The following is an 18,544-nucleotide window of genomic DNA, read 5'->3' as shown; positions in this document are numbered from 1 at the left end:
TCTTGTTTATACGTATTAGCTGCTAATACGCATTAGCAGTCAAGAGGAGAGAGGGAGGACCTTGCGTGGCTGCGCCTAAGCGTTTGACTCAGCATGACATTGCGAAATTGGCCGGCGTCAGCCAGGCGACCGTTTCGCTTGTGCTGAACGGCGCGCCAACAGCTCTGGCGCGTATTCCGCAGGAGACCCGCGAGCGCGTCCAGCAGGTCATCCGTACCACCGGTTACGTCGCCGATCCGATCGCTCGCCGAATGGCGAAGGGGCTGAACCGCATTCTCGGCGTGTTCACCTATGAGCCGGCCTTTCCAAGCGCCCAGGCGGACTTCTTCACGCCCTTCCTGCTCGGCATCGAGGAAGAGGCGCAGATCCAGAATTACGACCTTCTGCTCCTGACCGGGGCCGGCGTCGGGCAGGATCGAAAAATCTTTGCCGACGGTAATCGCTTGAGGATCGCCGATGGCTGCCTCGTGCTCGGCCGCGAATTCGACCGCACTGAGCTGACGCGGCTGGTATCCGGCGACTATCCGTTCGTGGCGATCGGCCGACGCGAGGACGCCGGCGGGCCGGTTCCCTATGTCGGCGGCGATTATGCGAACGGCACGCGGGCGCTGGTCGAGAAGGCAAGGGTGCTCGGGCATTCGAAGCTTGCCTATATCGGTCCGCCGGGACCGGCGGAATCGACTGCCGATCGATGGTCGGGCTTTGATGGAGCCCTTGGTGACGGTCTCGAGCTTGTCCTGCATATCGAAACAGTGGGCCGAGCGGCAGACGAGATACTGGACGCTCTTTTCGGCAGCGGTGCGACTGTCGCCTTCTTCGTCGAGCTCGCCGATGCGGTGCGCGTCGAGGCGGCTGCCCGGGCGCAGGGCCTGTCCATTCCCGGCGATTTTTCCGCCGTCGTGCTGGGCAGCCATATCCGCGCCGAACGCAGCCATGTGCAGTTCACTGCCTTCGATATCCCCCGCGAGGAGATGGGTCGGCAGGCAACTGCGATGCTGGTGCGCCGCATCGAGAGCGGCGATGCCGGCCAACAAATTCTTCTGACCTGTGAACCGGTCGAGGGGGAAACCCTTGGACCCGCAAAAATACGGACATGATCAACGTGACAGAGATGCATACGGATATTCTGGTGGTAGGCGGCGGTCTCGGCGGTGTTGCGGCAGCACTTGGTGCATGCCGGGCCGGCCGCAGCGTGATCATGACCGAGGAGTTCGACTGGATCGGCGGCCAGCTGACCAGCCAGGCGGTTCCCTCCGACGAGCATACCTGGGTCGAGCAGTTCGGCATTACCCGCTCCTACCGAAAGCTGCGGGAAGGCATCCGCCGATACTACCGCGACCACTATCCGTTGACCGAGGGCGCACGCGCCTGGGGCGACCTCAATCCCGGTTCCGGCTGGGTCAGCCGTATCTGCGCCGAACCGCGCGTCAGTCTCGCCGTCATGGAAGCGATGCTGATGCCTTATCGCGGCGCCGGCAAGCTGAAGGTGCTGCAGCCGTATCGCCCGGTCGCCGCCGATGTCGACGGGGATACGGTGCGCTCCGTTACCGTTCGGCATCGCGACACCGGACGGGAGATCACCATCTCCGCCGCCTATATCCTCGATGCAACGGAACTCGGCGATCTGCTGCCGATGACCGGCACGGAATATGTGAAGGGCTTCGAGGCCCAGTCCGACACCGGCGAGCCGAGTGCGCCGTCTGAAGCGCAGCCGGACAATGTCCAGGCCGTATCGATCTGCTTTGCGATCGATCACGTCGACGGCGACCAGACGATCGACAAGCCGGAGAACTACGATTACTGGCGCGCGTACCAGCCGCATTTCTGGGGCGGCCCGCTGCTCGGCTTCACCGCGCCGCATCCGCGCACGCTCGATTTCACCACCCGCTCGTTCACGCCCAATCCGAATGACGATCCGCTCGCCGTCGATGCCGACCAGCGCAAGGGCGGCGGCGACGAGAACCTGTGGATCTTCCGGCGCATCGCGGCGCGTAACAACTTCGTGGCCGGCGCCTACGCCTCCGACATCTGCCTCGTGAACTGGCCGATGATCGACTACATGGAAGGCACGATCATCGACCTTTCCGAAGAGGACAAGGCAAAGCAGCTGAAATCGGCTGCCGACCTCTCCTATTCTCTGTTCTACTGGCTGCAGACCGAAGCGCCGCGGGTCGATGGCGGCCAGGGCTTTCCGGGGCTTCGCCTGCGCGGCGACATTACCGGCACCGAGCACGGGCTTGCCATGGCTCCCTATATCCGCGAGAGCCGCCGCATCAAGCCGGTCACCCGCATCGTCGAGCAGGACCTGTCCTATTCGGTGCGCGGCGAGAAGGGCGCGGTCAACTACCGCGACAGCATCGGCATCGGCATGTACCGCATCGACCTGCATCCCTCGACCGGCGGCGACAACTATATCGACGTGCCGTCCTGCCCGTTCGAGATTCCGCTCGGCGCGCTTTTGCCTCAGCGGGTGAAGAACCTCATTCCGGCCGGCAAGAACATCGGCACGACCCACATCACCAATGGCTGCTATCGGCTGCACCCGGTCGAATGGAATATCGGAGAGGTCGCCGGCATGCTTGCCGCCCATTGCCTCGACAAAAATCTTACGCCGCATCAGGTCCAGGAAAACGACGAGAAGCTCCAGAATTTCCAGAGAGAGCTTACACGTGAAGGCATCGAAATGCGCTGGCCGGACGTCGCTGCTTATTAGGACGGCCAGGAGCCTGTCTATCAAACCAATCTTTGGAGGAGGAACGGGAATGAACTATTACAAGACATTGAAATCGGCGGTAGCCGCAATCGCGGTTGCCGTGCCGCTCGGCATTTCGCCCGTGGGGAGCGGCATCGCCAACGCCCAGGACGCGGTCAACCTGCGCATGACCATCTGGAGCGCCAACGAGGCGCATCTGAAGCTGTTCAGCGACATCGCTACCGGCTTCAAAAAGGACCATCCGAACGTGACGGTGACCTATGAGTCGCTGCCCTTCGATACCTATACGACGGCGCTGACGACCCAGATCGCCGGTGGCAATGCACCTGACATGGCCTGGATCTTCGAAACCGCCGCCTATGACTTCGTCAATTCCGGCGCGCTCTATCCGCTGACGGACACGCTCAAGGCCACCAAGGGCTACAATACGGAAGAACTGAGCACCACGGCCGCCGAGCGCTGGACCAAGGACGGCAAGCTGTTTGCCTATCCGTTCTCGACCTCGCCGTTTGCGATGTTCGTCAATAACGACCTCATCAAGGCTTCCGGCGCCAAGACGCCGGCGGAAATGATCGCAGCCAACCAGTGGACATGGGACAACGCCATCGCCACCGCATCCACCGTTGGCAAGACCGGCAAGGGCGGCCTGATCGTCCGCGACTTCAACTACCAGATCTGGCAGAACCTCGCCTCCGTCTGGAACGGCTGGGGGGCTTCGCCCTGGAGCGCCGACGGCAAGACCTGCACGATGACCGAAAAGCCGATGGTCGACGCACTGACCTTCATTCACGATGCCGTCTTCAAGAACAGGGCGATGCCAGGCCCCGGCGAAAGCGTCGACTTCTTCGCCGGCAATGCGGCAATGACGATCACCCAGATCAGCCGCGCCTCGTTGCTGCCGAAGGACAAGCCGTTCGCCTGGGATCTCGTGCCGCTGCCGAAGGGGCCGGCAGGCAACTATGCGCTGATCGGCCAGGCCGGTGTCGGCGTCATGCAGTCGGGCAAGAACGCCAAGACGGCCGCCGAATTTGTCGCCTATATGACGAACCCAGAAAACTCGGCCAAGCTTAGCCAGTTCTTCCCGTCGGCCCGCAAGTCGCTGCTGAACGCCGAAGTGCTGAAGAAGACCAATCCGCTGCTGAGCCAGGAGCAGATCGACAAGGTCGTGATCTCCGGGATCGCCACCGGCAAGGTAATTCCGGGCCATACGGGCTTTGCGCAGATCCAGCAGGTGGTTCGTTCGGGCCTCGATGCCGTCTGGCGTCCGGATGCGAATATCCCGGCAGCCCTCCAGCAGATCTGCGGCCAGATCGGCCCGCTTCTGAAGCGTTAAGGGGGCTCGTGTCGATGGCTGTCGTGCAGCAAACCGCCCGTCCGGAAGGCCGCTCCTCATCGTCGTTCTGGACGGTCGCGCGGCGCGACAGCCTCGCCGGATTTCTCTTCATCGCCCCGCAACTGATCGGGATCACGCTTTTTGTGCTGATCCCGCTCTGCCTCGTCTTCTGGTATTCGCTGCACGAGTGGAACGTGCTCGCCAATACCTTCACCTATACCGGCCTCGCGAACTACCAGATGCTTCTCGAAGACACGAGCCTGCCGTCTGTGCTCGGGGCGACGGCGATCTTCTCCGCCGGGCTGGTGATCTTCAACCTGAGCCTGGCACTGCTGCTTGCGGTGCTGCTCAACCAGAAGCTCGCCGGCATCACCCTCTTCCGTACGCTGTTCTTCTCGCCGGTCGTGGTGTCGCTGGTCGCCTGGACGATCGTCTGGGGTTTCCTTTTGCAGAAGAACGGCGGCATCAACGGCGTGCTGCTCGTCTTCGGCATCGAGGGGCCTAACTGGCTGCGCGAACCGGTGACGGCGATGATTTCGGTCATCGTGGTGCAGGTGTTCAAGAATGTCGGCCTCAACATGATCCTCTTCCTCGCCGCCCTCCAGGGCGTGCCGAACGAACTCTACGAGGCGGCCCGCATCGACGGCGCCCCGCGCTTCAAGCAGTTCCGCCGCATCACCCTACCGCTGATCAGCCCGACGATCCTTTTGACCTCGATCATCACCATCGTCGGATCGCTGCAGGTGTTCGCGCAGATCGCGGTGCTGACGCAAGGCGGTCCTGGGCTCATCACCACAGTGCTCGTCTACTATCTCTACCAGCAGGCCTTCCAGTTCCATTTCTTCGGCTACGGCTCGACGCTGTCGATCATGCTGTTCGTGATCGTCGCCGTGCTTACCTTCGCCCAGTGGCAGATGCGCAAGAGGATCGTTTTTTATGAAAGCTGAGCTCTCCCCGCGCAGACAAGTGTTTCTCTACGGCCTGCTCTGCGTTCTCCTGATCCCCTTCGTCTTTCCGACCTGGTGGATGGTGACGTCGTCGGTGAAGCCGATCAGCGACATTTTTGCCTTTCCGCCGCAGCTCCTGCCGGAAAGCTACGACTGGACGACCTATTCGAAGGTCTTCGAATTGCAGCCCTTCGTGAAGCAGTACTGGAATTCGGCCTATATCGCCGCACTGGTGACGATCGGCACGATGGTCGTATCCTCCATGGCGGGCTATGCCTTCGCGCGGATCAAGTTTCCGTTCGCCAATGCGATCTTCATGGTCGTGCTGCTCGGGCTCCTGATCCCATCGGAAGTGACGATCGTGCCGCTTTTCCAGATGTTCCTGAAGGCGGGCATGGTCAACACCCATTGGCCGTTGATCCTGGTGCCGATCTTCGGTGCGCCGAGCGTGTTCGCGACATTCGTGATGCGGCAGTTCTTCATTGCGCTGCCTGTCGAACTCGAAGAGGCGGCGCGGGTCGATGGCCTCGGGCGTTTCAAGATTTTTCGCAAGATCGCTTTGCCGCTTGCAAGGCCGGCGCTTGCGTCGGTAGCGATCTTCACCTTCCTGCACTCCTGGAACCTCTATCTGGAACCGATCGTGTTTCTGTCGAGTGCCGATAAATTCACGCTGCCGCAGGCGCTGACGCAATACACGGACGCCTATGGCGGGCCGATGTGGAACATCCAGCTTGCAGCCGCAACCCTGACGGCGCTGCCCGTTCTCATCGTCTTCATCATCGCGCAGAAGCAATTCGTCGAAGGGCTCGCGCATACCGGCCTCAAGGGTTGAAAAACTCACTTTTTGAAACACTGGGGCTGAAGAAACGGAAATCTGATTGATGGCTGAAGTTACCCTTTCCAATGTCCGCAAGAGCTATGGCGCCGTCGACATCATCCACGGCATCGACCTCGGCATCACCGACGGCGAGTTCGTGGTGCTGGTCGGCCCGTCCGGCTGCGGCAAGTCCACGCTGCTCAGAATGGTCGCCGGGCTGGAGACAATTACCGGCGGCGAGGTGAATATCGGCGGGCGGGTGGTCAACGACCTCGACCCCAAGGACCGCGACATCGCCATGGTCTTCCAGAACTATGCGCTTTATCCGCACATGACGGTCGCGACCAATATGGGATTCTCGCTGGAACACCGAGGTGGCAGCAAGGCGGAGATCGCCGAACGGGTCAAATGGGCAGCCGACATCCTTGGTCTTGCGCCGTTGCTCGATCGCTACCCGCGCCAGCTTTCCGGCGGCCAGCGCCAGCGCGTTGCGATGGGCCGGGCGATCGTCCGCGACCCCAAGGTCTTCCTGTTCGATGAGCCGCTTTCCAATCTTGACGCGAAACTGCGCGTCGTCATGCGCGGCGAAATCAAGAGCCTGCACCAGAGGCTGAAGACGACCACCATCTATGTCACCCACGACCAGGTCGAAGCGATGACCATGGCCGACAAGATCGTCGTGCTGAACGGCGGGCGGGTCGAGCAGATCGGCGCACCGCTCGACCTTTACGACCGGCCGGCCAACCAGTTCGTGGCGGGCTTCATCGGCTCGCCGTCGATGAATTTTTTGACCGGCACGATTACGCCTGAAGGCTTCTCCGCGCCCGGTATTTTGCTGCCGCTGCCCGAGGCAGCGCACGGGCACAAGGATCGAAAGACGGTCTACGGCATTCGTCCCGAACATTTTGCCCTGGACGAGAGCGGCGTGCCGGCGGAAATCGTGCTGGTCGAGCCGATGGGGTCCGAGACGCAGGTGACGATGAAGCTTGGCGAGACACTGGTGACCGGCGTGTTTCGCGAACGGGTATCGTTGTCGCCGGGAGCGACGATCCGGGTGCGGCCGGAACTCGGCAATATCCATCTCTTCGCCGCCGACGGCGGCCAGCGTCTGAACTGAGGGCCGTCATGCCGAACTATCCCGAAACCAGGCTCACCAAGGCGCTGCGCGGTGGCGAATTCCCGGTCATCGTCTCGCTCGCCCGGCACGACCTCGATCTTGCCAAGGCGGCGATCGGGGCAGGGGCCTTTGCGATCAAGGTGCATCTCAACGCCTATCACCGCGCGACCGGCACGACATTCGGCAGTTTTGCCGAGGAGCGGCCGTTTTTCGAGAGGCTGGCGCCGCTCGGGGTGCCGCTGCTGGTGATGGCCGGCCAGGAGACGGTGCCGACGCCGGACGAACTCGATGCCTTGGCCGAACTGGGTTTTGAAGGCTTCAACGTCTATTTCGACCATCTTCAGCCGCATTTGCTGCAGTCGAAGCTCCGCCCGATCCCGGCGCTAGGCGAGAAAAGCACTGACGAGGATTTGAAGACCATCGTCGCCATTCCCGGCGCGATGATGGAGGCATCCGTCGCGTCGTTTGCCGATTACGGCAGGCCGCTCAACGAGACCGATCTTGGCCGCTACAGGGAAATCACCTCGAAGGCCGGCATTCCGGTCATCGCTCCGAGCCAGAAGCGGTTCGTGGCCAGCGATATGGCAAAGTTGAAGGTGGCGGGCATTGCAGCGCCGCTACTCGGTGTCATTGTCACCGGCACCACATCCGAAAGCCTCGAGGCCGCGGTGCGTCCCATCGTTGACGCGGCGGCCGGCTGAGTGGTGGAGATGGATTGAATTTCTTCCGCCGGATCGCCATTTTAGGTGCAAATCCAAAACCGAAGGAGGAAAGCATGACGACGTCTACCGAACGGGCCGTACTGGCCGGTGGTTGTTTCTGGGGCATGCAGGACCTGATCCGGCGTCTGCCCGGCGTGGTTTCGACCCGTGTCGGCTATAGCGGCGGCGACGTGCCGAACGCGACCTACCGCAATCACGGCACCCATGCCGAAGCGATCGAGATCATCTTCGATCCGGCCAAGACCAGCTATCGCGATATCCTTGAATTCTTCTTCCAGATCCATGATCCGTCGACGAAGAACCGCCAGGGCAACGATATCGGCATGAGCTATCGTTCGGCGATCTATTACGAGAACGACGAGCAGAAGCGCGTCGCCGAAGATACGATCGCCGATGTCAACGCATCGGGCTTATGGCCGGGCAAGGTGGTGACGGAAGTGGAGCCGGTCAGCGATTTCTGGCAGGCCGAACCGGAGCACCAGGATTACCTGGAGCGCTATCCGAATGGCTATACATGCCATTTCCCGCGTCCGAACTGGAAGCTGCCGAAGCGCGCCAGCGTTGCTGCCGCCGAATAAGCTATCTCGATTTCCGAATTGAAGGCGCTGCCATTTCGAAATGGCAGCGCCTTTTTTGTTTAGGCGAGCGTGTAGGCGGTCTTCACTACGGTGAAGAACTCCGCGGCATACTTGCCCTGTTCGCGCGGGCCGAAAGACGAGGCCTTGCGGCCGCCGAACGGCACGTGGAAATCGACGCCTGCCGTCGGCAGGTTGACCATCACCATGCCGGCCTCGGAATTGCGCTTGAAATGCGTCGCATGCTTGAGGCTGGTGGTGGCAATGCCCGCCGACAGGCCGAACGGCGTGTCGTTGGCGGTTGCCAGCGCTTCCTCGTAGTTCTTCACCCGGATGACGGAAGCGACCGGCCCGAAGATTTCCTCGCGCGAAATCCGCATCTGGTTAGTCGCTTCGGTGAACAGCGTCGGCTGCAGATAGAAGCCGGGCGTGTCGCGCTTCACGAGTTCGCCGCCGAAGGCGAGCTTGGCGCCTTCGTTCTTGCCGATCTCGATATAGTCAGTATCCTGCTTCAGCTGCTTGTCGTCGACGACCGGGCCCATATGGCTGCCGGCCTTCATGGCGTTGTCGACGTTGATCGTCTTCAGCTTCTCGGTGAGCGCTGCGACGAACTTGTCGTGGATGCCTTCCGTCACGATCAGGCGCGAGGAGGCGGTGCAACGCTGGCCGGTCGAGAAGAAGCCCGAATTGGCGGCGGCTTCGACGGCGACGTTGAGGTCCGCGTCGTCGAGGACAACCATCGGGTTCTTGCCACCCATTTCGAGCTGGAACTTGCGGTTATGCTCGATCGAGGCGAGCGCGACGCGCTTGCCGGTGCCGGTGGAGCCGGTAAACGTGATGCCGGCGAGGTCCGGGCTGTCGAGCATGGCCTGGCCGACGACCGAGCCGCGGCCCATGACGAGGTTCAGGACGCCCTTCGGCAGGCCGGCGCGGTGAAGGATGTCGACGATCGCCCAGCCGCAGCCAGGTACGAGATCGGCAGGCTTGAAGACGACGGTGTTGCCGTAGCAGAGCGCCGGCGCGATCTTCCATGCGGGGATGGCGATCGGGAAATTCCACGGCGTGATGATGCCGATGACGCCGAGCGGTTCGCGGGTGATCTCGACGCCGATATTCGGACGGGCAGACGGCACCAGTTCGCCGGTCAGGCGCAGCGCTTCGCCGGCGAAGAAATCGAAGATCTGGGCGGCGCGGATGACTTCGCCGGTCGCTTCGGGAAGGATCTTGCCTTCCTCGCGAGCGAGAAGCGCGCCGAGTTCGTCCTTGCGCGCGAGGATTTCGTCGGAAGTCTTTCTCAGGATCGCGTGGCGTTCGAGGATGCCGGAGCGCGACCAGGCAGGGAATGCTGCCTTTGCCGCGGCGATCGCTTGTTTGGCGTCTTCGGCGCTGCCCTGGGCATACATGCCCACGACATCATTCGTGTCGGAAGGGTTGATGTTCTTCGAGGCGTCCGAGCCGACCCATTCGCCGGCGATCAGGTTCTGGTAGATGGTCATGGACCTCTCCTTTCATGTGAAAGGCCCCGCCATGGGGGCGGGACCGTCAGATAGAGCTTGTTCAGTCGCTTACCTGAAAACGCTTGGCAGCCAGAGCGACAGGGCAGGGATGTAAGTCACGAGCAGCAATACTGCGATGCTGGCTCCGAAGAAAGGCCAGATTGTGCGCATCGCTTCACGTATCGTGATGCCGCCGACCGCGCAACTGACGAAAAGCACGGTTCCCACCGGCGGCGTGTTGAGGCCGATGCCGGCATTGAGGATCATGATGACGCCGAAATGGACCGGATCGATGCCGAAGGCCTTGACGACGGGGAGCAGGATCGGCGTCGAGATGATGACCATCGGCGCCATGTCCATGAACGTGCCAAGGACCAGCAGGATGACGTTGATCATCAGGAGCACGATGATCGGGTTGTCCGAAACAGCGCTGATCGCCGCGATGATCAGGGTCTGGACCTGCAGGAATGCCATCAGCCAACCGAACGCGGCCGCGGTGCCGATGACCAGCAGTACCATGGCGGTGGTGCGCACGGCGCCCATGACGGCCTCGACGAAACCTTCCCAGTTCAGCTCTCGATAGACGAGCATGGCGACAAGGAAGGCGTAGATGACGGCAATACAGGAGCTTTCCGTTGCCGTGAACACGCCGGAGCGGACGCCGCCGAAGATGATGGCGATCAGAAGGATACCGGGCAGCGAAGCCAGCAGGTAATAACCGACGCGGGCGAAGCCCGGGAAGGGGTCGGCCGGATAACCGCGTTTTACGGCGACCCACCAGGCTGTGATCATCAGCGCCCCGGCCAGCAACAGGCCAGGAACGATGCCGGCCGTGAAGAGGTCGGCGACGGAGACGTTGCCGCCCGCTGCGATCGAATAGAGGATCATGTTGTGCGAGGGCGGGATCATCAGCGCGATGATGGCGGCGTTGGCCGTCACGTTGACTGCATAGTCCCTGTCATAACCGCGCGCAGCCATCTGCGGGATCATCAATCCGCCGACGGCCGACGCGTCCGCTACGGCCGAGCCGGAAATGCCGCCGAACAGCGTCGAGGCGACGACGTTGACCTGGCCGAGACCACCGCGCATGTGGCCGACAAGGCCTGCCGCGAAGCGGATCAGCCTTTGCGCGATGCCGCCGCGCACCATCAGATCGCCGGCGAAGATGAAGAACGGGATCGCCATCATGGCGAAGACGTTCATGCCGGAATTCAGCTGCTGGAAGACAACGATCGGCGGCAGGCCGATGTAGAGGACCGTCGCGAAGGAGGCGATGCCGAGGCAGAAGGCGATCGGCATGCCGACCAGCATGAGGAATGTGAAAGAACCGAAAAGAATGGCGTAGGCCATTACGCAGCCTCCTGCACGAGTACGTCGGCAGCAACTTCCTCGCCGATGGCGACGTCGACGAAGCGCTCCAGAGCGAAAAGGGAGATCATGGCGCCGCCGGCGATCATCGGGAAGAAGTCGGTGCCGCCCGGCCAGCCGAGAACGGGAATGGTGGCCGACCAGGTACCCATGGCCAGCAGCGTCGAATAATAGGCCATGCCGATGCCGAAGAGCACGATCAGGCCCAGGCTCAGCAGGTCCATGGCCTTCTGGATTGCCGGCGGCATGACGTAGCGGACGATATCGAGCCCGAGATGCACGCTCTCACGCACGCCGACGGCGGCTCCGAGCATGATGAACCAGGACATCAGATAGAGCGACAGCGGCTCGGACCAGCTCGGCGAGTCGTTGAGGACATAACGGCCGAACACCTGCCATCCGACGATGAGGGTCATGGCGATCATGCCGATGCCGGAGATATAAAGTGATATGCGGCTAAGCCCGCCCAGATAGGGCTTTATGGCCAGCATGAATTTTCTCATGATCCTGTCCTCTTCGCGGCAGCAAGGCTGCCGGATATGCAAGAAAAAACCGGCCCTCTTGGCGAGGGCCGGTCTCCGGTCGGCTTACTTGACGGCCTGGATCTGTTCCAGCAGGGCCTTCTGCTTCGGATCGGTGACGAACTTGTCATAGACCGGCTTCATAACGGCCGAGAACTCATCCTTGTTGACCTTGATGACGTTGGATCCACCGGCGCGAACCTTGGCTTCCGAGGACTTTTCGCGGGCGGTCCAGAGTTCGCGCATCTTGACGACCGAGTCCTTGGCGGCCTGGCGGAAGATCTTCTGGTCTTCCGGCGTCAGCTTGTCCCAGGAGATCTTGGACATGACCAGGATTTCCGGGTTCAGCGAATGTTCGGTCAGCGTATAGTTCTTGGCGATCTCGTAGTGACGGGCCGATTCATAGGAAGGCCAGTTGTTTTCCGCGCCGTCGACCACGCCGGTTTCGAGCGAGGAATAGACTTCGCCCATCGGCATCGGCGTCGGGTTGGCGCCGAAAGCCTGCATCATGGCGATCCAGAGGTCCGACTGCTGGACGCGGATCTTCATGCCCTTCAGGTCGGCAAGCTTGGTGATCGGCTTCTTGGTCGTGTAGAAGGAGCGAGCGCCGGAGTCGTAATAGGCAAGACCGACCAGGCCATGCGGTTCGAAGGCCTTGAGAATTTCGTCGCCGATCGGGCCGTCGACGACCTTGTGCATGTGCTCGGTCGAGCGGAACAGGAAGGGCAGGCCGAGAACGGTGGTCTGCGGCACGAGGTTGTTGAACGGCGCAGCATTGACGCGGTTCATATCGATGACGCCGAAGCGGGTCTGCTCGATCGTGTCCTTTTCACCGCCAAGGACCGAGTTGTTCATCACCTGGATCTTGATGCGGCCGTTGGTGCGCTGGGAGACCAGTTCGCCCATGTATTTGACGGCATCAACGGTCGGATAACCGTCCGGATGGATGTCGGCGGAACGCAGGGTAACCTGTGCATTGGCGGCCGTCGCGCCGAGCGCGAGGCCGAAGGCAAGGCCGAGCAGTTTCGTGAGTTTCATGTTGTCCTCCTCTGAGTGAGCGCCGGAGCCTCCACGCCCCGGTCGTTGAATTTATCAGTCTTCCTCAGGCCTCCCGTGCCGTTTATCGGGCGGGCAGGCCGTAAAGTTCTTCGGGGTTTTTCACGAGCGCGAGCTCGCGTGCCGCATCGTCCGGCAACCAGCCGAGCACGGTATCGGTCAGCGCCGCGTCATCCGGATAATCGGCCTGTTCGCGGGCGAGGTTATGCGGCCAGTTGGTGCCCCAGACGATGCGTTCCGGTGCATATCGGGCGATTTCCCGGGCGACCGCGGCGACATCGGCATAATCCGGGCCGCTGGCCTTCGAGGATTCGTAGACGCCGGCGAACTTGAACCAGCACTTGCCGCCGTCGATGAGGCGCTTGACGGCATCGACCTGCGGGCTATCGGGCGTGACGCCGGTGAAGAACTTGCCGTGGTGATCGAAGACCCAGCGGGACTTCAGGTTCTTCAGGCGTTCTTCGTGGTCGAGAATATTGCTGCCGTCGAACTGGACGGCGACCATCCAGTTGCGGGACGCAGCCTTGGCGTCGACCGCTTCGAGTTCCGACAGATTCACCGCGCCGCCCGGCAGGTCCATGATGCGGGCGCCGACATTGCCGGCTGCTACGAGGCTGTCCAGTTCGGCTTCCGACGTGGTGCTGTCGATCACGCAGACGCCGCGGGCAACCGAACCGAATTCCGCAAGGCAGGCGTTGAGATTGGAATTGTCGCGCTGCTGGGCATTGCCCTGGGTGACGATGACCCGATCGATGCCGATCCAGCGCATGAACTGGAGATATTGGGCCGGGGTCGGCAAATCTCCGGCCGGAAGGCCGGGGCCGCCGGGCAAAGAGGGAAAGCCCGGCAGATATGCATGCATCTGGGTGTCGACCGCGCCCTTGGGCAGCCTGGTCTTGGGTGGAGTGCCGGAAAGGGTGCGGACGAGCATCAGATGTCTCCCATGCGGAATTCTTTGAGCGCGTCGCGGTTGATCTCGATGCCGAGGCCTGGGCCGTTCGGGATCTGCACCACGCCGCGCTCGTGTTCGATCGGGGTTTTGATCACCGCCTGACGGAACGGATTGTGGGTACGGTCGAATTCGAGGATCGGTTCGATCGGATTGACCCGAACCGGGCTCGGGATCATTGCCGCCATGAACTGCAGGGCGGCCGCGATATGGACAGCGGTGCCCCAGACATGCGGCACGACGCGGATGCCGTGAAGGGCTGCCATGTCGGCGACACGCTTGGCTTCGGTAAAACCGCCGACGCCGGCAAGGTCGGGCTGCAGGATATCGACGGCGCGGGTTTCCACCGGCTCGCGCATACCCCAGCGGCTGTGCCAGGTCTCGCCGCCGGCGACCGGAATGGGCTGACGGGCGCGGACCTCGCGATAGGCGGCGAGCTGTTCCGGCACGACCGGTTCCTCGAACCAGTCGATGTTGAGCTCGGCAGCCGCCTGGCCGAACTTGATCGCCTCGATGGCGTCGTAACCATGGTTGGCGTCGACCATCAGCCGCATGTCGGGGCCGACGGCGTCGCGCACCGCGCGGACGACCCGCAGATCCTCCTCGACGCCGAAGCCGATCTTGATCTTGCTGGCGTGAAAACCCTGTTGCCAATAGCCGGCGACGTCGGTCGCATTGTCTTCCACGCGGTCGACGCCGTCGCGCTTGAAGCTGCCAGTCGCATAGGCCTTGACGCTCTCGCGAAAACGTCCGCCGAGCAGGATCGAGACCGGCACGCCGAAATGCTTGCCCTTGATATCCCAGAGCGCGATGTCGATGCCGGACAGTGCCGTGACGGCGAGGCCGCGCTGGCCCTGGTCGCGCAGCGCATTATAGAGCCGCGCCCAGATCTTTTCGGTTTCGAGCGGATTTTCGCCGACTAGCCAGTTCGCGTAGGTAGCGACCACGGCCGCATTCGGCCGGGCCGGGCCGAGGCATTCGCCCCAGCCGATCGTGCCGTCGTCGCACTCGATCTCGACGAGCACATGGGCGCGGCGATCGAAGCGCATCGAGGCGCTTTCGAAGGCGACGTCGAGCCTGTGTTCGAGGAGATGGGTGCGGACGGACGCGATCTTCATGGATTAGCGCTTCCAGGGGCCGATGAGCTTCAGGAGCATCTCTTCTTCTTGCGCCGTCAGGTCGTCGAGCGGCGGGCGCACCTTGCCGGCGTCGAAACCCTGCAGGCGCACACCGGCCTTGATGGCCGAGACGGCATAACCCTTGCGGCGATTGCGGATGGCCATGAAGGGATAGAAGAAGTCCTTGAGGATTTCCTCGCAGCGGGCACGGTTGCCTGCGCGCAGCGACTTGTAGAAATCGACCGCAAGACCCGGCACGAAGTTGAAGACCGCCGACGAATAAGTGGTGAAGCCGGCGCCGAGATAGGCTTCCGCGAAAAGTTCGGCGGTCGGCATGCCGCCGAGATACATCAGCCGGTCGCCCATGGTGGCGGTGATCTGCCGGACAAGCCCGATATCGCCGCTGCCGTCCTTGAAGCCGATCAGGTTCGGGCATTCGTCGCAGAGGCGCTTCAGCGTGTCGACCGACAGGATCGAGTTGTCGCGGTTATAGACCATGACGCCGATGCCGACCGACTGGCAGATGCGCTTCACATGCTGGTAAAGGCCTTCCTGCGGCGCATCGATCATGTAATGCGGCAGCAACAGGATGCCGTCGGCGCCGGCCTTTTCGACCGCGCGGGCCATTTCCACGCCCACATGGGTGCCGAAACCGCAGCCGGAGACGATCGCGGTCTTGCCGGCGGCTTCCTTGGCGGCCGACACGATGACGGGAACTTCATTCGGAGACAGCGAGAAGAATTCGCCCGTGCCGCCGGCGGCAAACAGGACCGGTGCATCATAGCCCGACAGCCATTCCACATGGCGGCGATAGCTTTCCGGCTGGAACTCGCCTTCCGCGTCGAAATGGGTGACGGGAAAGGACAGCAGGCCGGCACCAAGTGCAACCTTGATTTCTTCAGGCGTCATCATTCAGAAAATTCCTTTGTAAGCGTCTCCTCCAGACAAAAATTGTCGTACAGGTCGCCTCGACTTGTGTCAACAAGTCATCTTACAGATTCGCGCAGCTCCCGGAGGAGGGTGCGATAGCGCAGCTGCGCGCCCCGCAGATGCCGGCGCATCGCGTCGCGGGCGCGTTCCTCGTCGCCGTCGGAAATCGCCACGACGATCGCGTTGTGCTCCTCGTCGAGCAGCTTGATATAGGCAGCCTGATCAGCCTCCGAATCGTCCGGGCGCAGTGCTGCGCGCGGGATCAGGCTGCGGCCGATCATGGTCAGGAATTCGCGGAAACGGGGATTGTTGGTGGCTTCTGCAATGGCAAGATGCAGCGCGAAATCCGCCTCGCTGGTTGGTTTTGCGGCCTCGAGACAGGCGCGGACCGCATAATGGCGATCGAGAATGACTTCTTCCTGTGCGGGGGAGCGGCGAAGGGCGGCAAGCCCCGCAGCCTCGACTTCCACCGCTGTTCTGAGCTCCAGGAGCTCGATCATCGAGGATACGCGGGCAAGATCGATATTCGAAAGGGAGAGCATGACCGGCTGCACGTTGCGCGACGGCTCCAGTACGAAGACGCCGGCGCCCTGACGTGCTTCCACCAACCGGTCGGCGCGCAGCGATGCGATCGCCTCGCGCACGACGGTGCGGCTGACGCCATGCGCCTCGGTCAGCTGCGCTTCGCTCGGCAGGCGTGAGCCCGGAGGAAACTGGCCTGCCGCAATCGCCTGGCGCAGCGTTTCTCCGAGGCGGGAAACAAGCGTCCTCGATCCCTTGCCGGTATCGAGTCTGGTTTCAACGCTCATTCGTTCCTCCCTGCGCAGCGGCGCATCACAATATCGCGTCAACCCATATGTCAAGTCGAGCGCCACTCCGAACCCGCTCCAACTTATTGACCACGTTTCATCAACATGTATGATAAGTGTCGACGCTTGTCACGAACAAGTTGGCCGACAGACTGGCCATCACTGGATTGCCGCGGCCAATGCGCCGCTTTCGGAGGATGATTTCTTGAAAAGACTTTTGATCACCGGTGCCGGCGGCGGCCTCGGACGCGCCATGCGCTCGCGTCTCGCCGGTTTTGCCGAAACGCTTCGCCTCTCCGATATCGTCGATCTCGGTCCAGCCGGTCCCAATGAGGAAACGGTCGTCTGCGATCTCGGCGATGCCGACGCCGTCATGAAGCTGGTCGAAGGCTGCGACGGTATCCTGCATCTCGGCGGGGTTTCGGTCGAGGACAAGTTTTCGAAGATACTCAACGCCAACCTGCTCGGCCTCTACAATCTCTATGAAGCCGCCCGCGCACATGGCCAGCCGCGCATCCTGTTTGCCAGCTCCAACCATGTCGTTGGTTTCTACCGCCAGGACGAGCATATCGACGTCAAGGCTCCGATGAAGCCGGACGGTCTCTACGGCGTTTCGAAATGCTTCGGCGAGGCTCTGGCGCGCATGTATTTCGAGAAATTCGGCCAGGAGACGGCGCTCGTCAGGATCGGCAGCTGCTTCGAAAAGCCGATCAACCACCGCATGCTGTCGGGCTGGATGTCTTATGACGACTTCGTGTCGCTGATCGACTGCGTCTTCCGTGCGCCGATGCTCGGCTGCCCGATCATCTGGGGCATTTCCGACAATGACAGCAAGTGGTGGGACAATTCCCACGCGTCCTATCTCGGCTGGAAGCCCAAGGACAATGCCGAACGCTTCCGCGCCGAGCTCGATGCCAAGGGACGCCCGGAACCGACGTCTCCGGCCGCTGTCTACCAGGGCGGGATGTTCACCCAGGACCCGATCTTCGCGGAGGACTGAGCCCGCACGGCGGGTTCTTGTTTCCGCCTTTTAGGCCCACCACATCAGCTTCTTCTACAACCTTCCCTCTTCCGGGAAGGTGTTTCCGGAGTTCTTGTGATGGGATTTATCGATATCAATCCTCCCGTCCCCGAAGATAGCGTGCTTCTTGACGCCTATTCGGAGACGGTTGCCGGCGCGGTTGACCGCGTCGGCCCCGCCGTCAGCCGCATCGAGCGGCTCGGCGGCGTTGCTGGCCAAGGCGGCCACGGGTCGGGCTTTGCGATTTCGCCCGACGGTCTGATCATCACCAACCACCACGTCGTTTCCGACGCCAAGACCGTCCGTATCCGCAGTGCCAATGGTGCTGTCGGGCAGGGCAGCGTGCTCGGCCGCGATGCCGACACGGATATCGCGCTGGTGCGTGCCGACATGGACGTGCAGGCCTGGGCACGGCTCGGCGATTCCCAGAAACTGCGGCGCGGCCATATCGCCATCGCGATCGGCAACCCGCTCGGTTTCGACTGGTCGGTGACATCAGGCGTCGTCTCGGCTTTGGGTCGCTCGATGCGGTCGTCCACCGGGCGGTTGATCGACGACGTCGTGCAGACCGATGCGGCTCTTAACCCGGGCAATTCCGGCGGGCCGCTGGTATCGGCCTCGGGCGAGGTGGTCGGCGTCAATACGGCGGTCATCCGCGGCGCACAGGGCATCGCCTTTGCGGTTGCCTCCAACACGGCCAATTTCGTCGTCTCGGAGATCCTGCGCTTCGGCCACGTGCGGCGCGCCTTTATCGGCATCGTCGTCGATACGACCGCTCTGCCGCGCCGCGTCGCGGTGAAGGCCGGCATGTTGCAGGAGACGACGGTGCGCATTCGCCGCATCGATCCCGGCAGCCCGGCCGACCAGGCGGGGTTGAAGGAGGGCGATTTCATCCTGGCCATCGACGGCCAGCCCGTCGGTGGCGCCGATGATTTGATCCGTCTGCTGGACGGGACCCGGATCGGCAAGGAGACGCCGATCTCCGTGTACGACCTCGACTCGCGGATCGTCGACCGCGTGCTGGTTCCGGCCGCGCGGCCGCAGAGCTGAGC

General features: G+C 62.3%; 18 protein-coding genes. 10 read left to right on the top strand and 8 right to left on the bottom strand.

Going from position 1 to position 18,544, the window contains the following annotated elements:
• Positions 1-65 precede the first annotated feature (65 nt).
• The 8 genes from C5J22_RS12135 to msrA all read left to right on the top strand — a co-directional run bounded on the left by C5J22_RS12135 (position 66) and on the right by msrA (position 8,227).
• A complete protein-coding gene (locus C5J22_RS12135) occupies positions 66-1,097 on the top strand; it encodes a LacI family DNA-binding transcriptional regulator (protein ID WP_105438413.1) in 1,032 nt (343 codons plus the stop codon).
• Between the two features lie 14 nt (positions 1,098-1,111).
• Positions 1,112-2,713, top strand: coding sequence for an FAD-dependent oxidoreductase (locus tag C5J22_RS12130; RefSeq protein ID WP_105438529.1), 1,602 nt, complete (start codon positions 1,112-1,114; stop codon positions 2,711-2,713).
• 49 nt (positions 2,714-2,762) lie between these two features.
• Positions 2,763-4,046 (top strand): sugar ABC transporter substrate-binding protein, encoded by a 1,284-nt coding sequence (locus tag C5J22_RS12125; RefSeq protein WP_105438412.1) that lies wholly within the window; start codon positions 2,763-2,765, stop codon positions 4,044-4,046.
• A gap of 14 nt (positions 4,047-4,060) precedes the next feature.
• Positions 4,061-4,993 (top strand): carbohydrate ABC transporter permease, encoded by a 933-nt coding sequence (locus C5J22_RS12120; protein ID WP_105438411.1) that lies wholly within the window; start codon positions 4,061-4,063, stop codon positions 4,991-4,993.
• A complete protein-coding gene (locus C5J22_RS12115) occupies positions 4,983-5,825 on the top strand; it encodes a carbohydrate ABC transporter permease (RefSeq protein WP_046608602.1) in 843 nt (280 codons plus the stop codon). The genes C5J22_RS12120 and C5J22_RS12115 overlap by 11 nt, the downstream gene beginning before the upstream one ends.
• A 49-nt stretch (positions 5,826-5,874) precedes the next feature.
• A complete protein-coding gene (locus C5J22_RS12110) occupies positions 5,875-6,927 on the top strand; it encodes an ABC transporter ATP-binding protein (protein WP_105438410.1) in 1,053 nt (350 codons plus the stop codon).
• Between the two features lie 8 nt (positions 6,928-6,935).
• A complete protein-coding gene (locus C5J22_RS12105; RefSeq protein WP_105438409.1) occupies positions 6,936-7,628 on the top strand; it encodes a hypothetical protein in 693 nt (230 codons plus the stop codon).
• Between the two features lie 74 nt (positions 7,629-7,702).
• A complete protein-coding gene (msrA, locus tag C5J22_RS12100; RefSeq protein ID WP_105438528.1) occupies positions 7,703-8,227 on the top strand; it encodes a peptide-methionine (S)-S-oxide reductase MsrA in 525 nt (174 codons plus the stop codon).
• Between the two features lie 59 nt (positions 8,228-8,286).
• On the opposite strand, the gene C5J22_RS12095 is transcribed toward msrA, so the two are convergent.
• The 8 genes from C5J22_RS12095 to C5J22_RS12060 all read right to left on the bottom strand — a co-directional run bounded on the left by C5J22_RS12095 (position 8,287) and on the right by C5J22_RS12060 (position 16,471).
• Positions 8,287-9,720 carry an aldehyde dehydrogenase family protein gene (locus C5J22_RS12095; protein WP_105438408.1) on the bottom strand — a complete coding sequence of 478 codons (1,434 nt, stop codon included), beginning with the start codon at positions 9,718-9,720 and terminating at the stop codon, positions 8,287-8,289.
• 69 nt (positions 9,721-9,789) lie between these two features.
• Positions 9,790-11,070 (bottom strand): TRAP transporter large permease, encoded by a 1,281-nt coding sequence (locus C5J22_RS12090; protein WP_105438407.1) that lies wholly within the window; start codon positions 11,068-11,070, stop codon positions 9,790-9,792.
• Positions 11,070-11,591 carry a TRAP transporter small permease gene (locus C5J22_RS12085; RefSeq protein WP_105438406.1) on the bottom strand — a complete coding sequence of 174 codons (522 nt, stop codon included), beginning with the start codon at positions 11,589-11,591 and terminating at the stop codon, positions 11,070-11,072. The genes C5J22_RS12090 and C5J22_RS12085 overlap by 1 nt, the downstream gene beginning before the upstream one ends.
• Positions 11,592-11,675: 84 nt before the next feature.
• The gene (locus C5J22_RS12080; protein WP_105400654.1) at positions 11,676-12,647 is read right to left on the bottom strand and encodes a TRAP transporter substrate-binding protein; all 972 of its coding nucleotides are present in this window, start codon (positions 12,645-12,647) and stop codon (positions 11,676-11,678) included.
• Positions 12,648-12,729: 82 nt separating this feature from the next.
• On the bottom strand, positions 12,730-13,596 hold the full coding sequence (locus C5J22_RS12075) for an amidohydrolase family protein (protein WP_105438405.1): 867 nt from the start codon (positions 13,594-13,596) through the stop codon (positions 12,730-12,732).
• Complete coding sequence (locus C5J22_RS12070) at positions 13,596-14,732, bottom strand: mandelate racemase/muconate lactonizing enzyme family protein (protein ID WP_105438404.1); 1,137 nt, start codon at positions 14,730-14,732, stop codon at positions 13,596-13,598. The genes C5J22_RS12075 and C5J22_RS12070 overlap by 1 nt, the downstream gene beginning before the upstream one ends.
• A 3-nt stretch (positions 14,733-14,735) precedes the next feature.
• Positions 14,736-15,641: a 5-dehydro-4-deoxyglucarate dehydratase gene (kdgD, locus tag C5J22_RS12065; RefSeq protein ID WP_105438527.1), complete on the bottom strand. Its 906-nt coding sequence runs from the start codon at positions 15,639-15,641 to the stop codon at positions 14,736-14,738.
• A 77-nt stretch (positions 15,642-15,718) separates the two neighbouring features.
• Positions 15,719-16,471, bottom strand: a complete 753-nt coding sequence (locus C5J22_RS12060; RefSeq protein ID WP_105400657.1) for a FadR/GntR family transcriptional regulator — start codon at positions 16,469-16,471, stop codon at positions 15,719-15,721.
• Between the two features lie 205 nt (positions 16,472-16,676).
• Here C5J22_RS12060 and C5J22_RS12055 point away from each other — a divergent pair, with 205 nt between their 5' ends.
• Positions 16,677-17,471: an NAD(P)-dependent oxidoreductase gene (locus tag C5J22_RS12055; RefSeq protein WP_105438403.1), complete on the top strand. Its 795-nt coding sequence runs from the start codon at positions 16,677-16,679 to the stop codon at positions 17,469-17,471.
• 99 nt (positions 17,472-17,570) lie between these two features.
• Positions 17,571-18,542, top strand: coding sequence for a S1C family serine protease (locus C5J22_RS12050; RefSeq protein WP_105438402.1), 972 nt, complete (start codon positions 17,571-17,573; stop codon positions 18,540-18,542).
• The last annotated feature ends 2 nt before the right edge of the window (positions 18,543-18,544 follow it).

Origin of the sequence: Neorhizobium sp. T25_13 (assembly GCF_002968675.1) — a bacterium.
Lineage (GTDB): Bacteria > Pseudomonadota > Alphaproteobacteria > Rhizobiales > Rhizobiaceae > Neorhizobium > Neorhizobium tomejilense.
The sequence above is the reverse complement of the archived record's forward strand: the minus strand, read 5'-3'. Positions and strand labels throughout refer to the sequence as shown.

What these genes read in the sequence shown, in the direction of transcription:
- C5J22_RS12070 (WP_105438404.1), bottom strand. Translation starts at nt 14,732, where the DNA reads ATGAAGATCGCGTCCGTCCGCACCCATCTCCTCGAACACAGGCTCGAC.
- C5J22_RS12050 (WP_105438402.1), top strand. Translation starts at nt 17,571, where the DNA reads ATGGGATTTATCGATATCAATCCTCCCGTCCCCGAAGATAGCGTGCTT.
- C5J22_RS12090 (WP_105438407.1), bottom strand. Translation starts at nt 11,070, where the DNA reads ATGGCCTACGCCATTCTTTTCGGTTCTTTCACATTCCTCATGCTGGTC.
- C5J22_RS12115 (WP_046608602.1), top strand. Translation starts at nt 4,983, where the DNA reads ATGAAAGCTGAGCTCTCCCCGCGCAGACAAGTGTTTCTCTACGGCCTG.
- C5J22_RS12060 (WP_105400657.1), bottom strand. Translation starts at nt 16,471, where the DNA reads ATGAGCGTTGAAACCAGACTCGATACCGGCAAGGGATCGAGGACGCTT.
- msrA (WP_105438528.1), top strand. Translation starts at nt 7,703, where the DNA reads ATGACGACGTCTACCGAACGGGCCGTACTGGCCGGTGGTTGTTTCTGG.
- kdgD (WP_105438527.1), bottom strand. Translation starts at nt 15,641, where the DNA reads ATGACGCCTGAAGAAATCAAGGTTGCACTTGGTGCCGGCCTGCTGTCC.
- C5J22_RS12085 (WP_105438406.1), bottom strand. Translation starts at nt 11,591, where the DNA reads ATGAGAAAATTCATGCTGGCCATAAAGCCCTATCTGGGCGGGCTTAGC.
- C5J22_RS12110 (WP_105438410.1), top strand. Translation starts at nt 5,875, where the DNA reads ATGGCTGAAGTTACCCTTTCCAATGTCCGCAAGAGCTATGGCGCCGTC.
- C5J22_RS12080 (WP_105400654.1), bottom strand. Translation starts at nt 12,647, where the DNA reads ATGAAACTCACGAAACTGCTCGGCCTTGCCTTCGGCCTCGCGCTCGGC.
- C5J22_RS12130 (WP_105438529.1), top strand. Translation starts at nt 1,112, where the DNA reads ATGCATACGGATATTCTGGTGGTAGGCGGCGGTCTCGGCGGTGTTGCG.
- C5J22_RS12120 (WP_105438411.1), top strand. Translation starts at nt 4,061, where the DNA reads ATGGCTGTCGTGCAGCAAACCGCCCGTCCGGAAGGCCGCTCCTCATCG.
- C5J22_RS12125 (WP_105438412.1), top strand. Translation starts at nt 2,763, where the DNA reads ATGAACTATTACAAGACATTGAAATCGGCGGTAGCCGCAATCGCGGTT.
- C5J22_RS12095 (WP_105438408.1), bottom strand. Translation starts at nt 9,720, where the DNA reads ATGACCATCTACCAGAACCTGATCGCCGGCGAATGGGTCGGCTCGGAC.
- C5J22_RS12105 (WP_105438409.1), top strand. Translation starts at nt 6,936, where the DNA reads ATGCCGAACTATCCCGAAACCAGGCTCACCAAGGCGCTGCGCGGTGGC.
- C5J22_RS12075 (WP_105438405.1), bottom strand. Translation starts at nt 13,596, where the DNA reads ATGCTCGTCCGCACCCTTTCCGGCACTCCACCCAAGACCAGGCTGCCC.